The sequence below is a fragment of the Halorubrum sp. Atlit-26R genome, assembly GCF_003666015.1.
Classification (GTDB): Archaea; Halobacteriota; Halobacteria; order Halobacteriales; family Haloferacaceae; genus Halorubrum.
The window spans coordinates 1-1,455 of record NZ_QPLT01000057.1 but is presented as its reverse complement, the minus strand read 5'-3'; the positions used below and the strand labels follow the sequence as shown (position 1 = coordinate 1,455).

The window sequence follows — 1,455 nt, the reverse complement described above, 5'->3', positions numbered from 1 at the left end:
GCCCGCCCGAGAGCCCGAGCCCGGTCGTCGCGAGGTCCGCGATCGCCGCGACGGCGAGCGTCGCGACGACGGCGAGCGTCGACCGGCGCACGCGGACGGCCGGCCCGCTGCCGGCGTCCGCGAGCTCGCGATCGACGTGACTCACGCGAGGACCCTCACCGAGTCGTCGACGTCCGCCCGGTGCTCGTCGATGAGCCGGACGGCGGTCGGCGTCAGTTGGTAACTGACGGTGCGCCCGTCGAGGGCGGTCGCGTCCTTGTCGACGAGGTCGACGTCCGCGAGCTCCGATAAGGCCGTGTAGTAGCTTCTCTTCCGGCCCGTGTAGTCGTAGCGGCGCCGGAGCTCGGAGATAATCGCGGTCCCGGAGGATACGCGATCCGGGTCCCGATTGACAGCTCCGATTGTAATCAGGAGGTCTCGCTTCGTCGACGAGAGCTCGGACCACTTCATCGGCCCGTCCTCCATTCGGTACTACTTTGTCCGGATAGGTTGGTGTTCGACATGGTTTCGGCGCCTTCATCGCCGGAACCGTCGCACGGGAGAGGTCCAAGCTCTCCCGTGCGCTTTTCAAACCGACGAGCAACAGCGCCCGCCGGCCCGGTTCCTGTATGAAGATCAATATTACTGTGACTTAAAAGTATCCTAATGTCACGGTAGGCAGATATTAAGGGAAGTATATGTCCCGCGTCGTTGGGTGTATGGCAAGATAAGCGATATAAAAGTGCGTGAATGTAAGACTGTCCGCGTCGTGGATGGTGCTCCTCGACGACAGGATTCTTGAAATCCTCGCTGTTGAGGGCCCGCAGTCCCCGACCCGGATAGTCCGCGATGAGCGAATTCAATATGGTCGAAAACACGTCAATAGACGCCTTTTGAAGCTCGCAGAGGCCGGTCTTGTCGATAAGGATCGTATTGGCCGCGGGGTCTACGCGATCAACGACGTCGGTCGCGAGTACCTGGAGGGAGAGCTCGACGCTCGGGAGCTCCCGGCGCCGGAGTAGGCTCGACATATACTCGGCTCGGTCGCTATTCCCGATAAGGCTCGGCCTCACCCGGATCGAAAGTGAAAGTGACCGGGTCCGTTCTAAATGAAGTTTAACCCCACTACCATGTGCGATTTTGACGCGCGAGCGCCCCTCTCTACGGGCAATGGCGAAAATGGAATTCGACGCCGTCGACGCCGCCCTTGTAGTGGCGGGGCTCGCCTCGGCGTTCATGCTTGTCGGTATCGCATCGTTCCAACTCTTCGACGTCGACTTTACCGCGACACAGTTCACGCTCGGGGGTATCGGCCTCTCGACCGCGTGGATTCTCGGTTACGCGTCGATCGTCGGAGTCATCATCACCAACGACAACACCGAGTTTCAGTCCCTCTCGGACGATATTCAGGGGCTTCAGGGCTGGTACATGGCCGCGGCCGTGGGGACGCTCGTGCTCCCGGTCGCGTTCGTCGCG

Annotated in this window: 3 protein-coding genes; 2 read left to right on the top strand and 1 reads right to left on the bottom strand. The window is 61.4% G+C overall.

Annotation, left to right across the window (positions count from 1 at the left end; all coding sequences use genetic code 11):
- Positions 1-141 precede the first annotated feature (141 nt).
- A complete protein-coding gene (locus tag DVK07_RS19195) occupies positions 142-450 on the bottom strand; it encodes a hypothetical protein (protein WP_158603188.1) in 309 nt (102 codons plus the stop codon).
- Between the two features lie 302 nt (positions 451-752).
- Between DVK07_RS19195 and DVK07_RS19190 the strand changes: the two genes are divergently transcribed.
- Positions 753-1,001: a MarR family transcriptional regulator gene (locus tag DVK07_RS19190; protein WP_121598482.1), complete on the top strand. Its 249-nt coding sequence runs from the start codon at positions 753-755 to the stop codon at positions 999-1,001.
- Positions 1,002-1,149: 148 nt separating this feature from the next.
- A partial coding sequence (locus DVK07_RS19185; protein ID WP_199719625.1) for a hypothetical protein occupies positions 1,150-1,455 on the top strand: 306 nt, incomplete at its 3' end.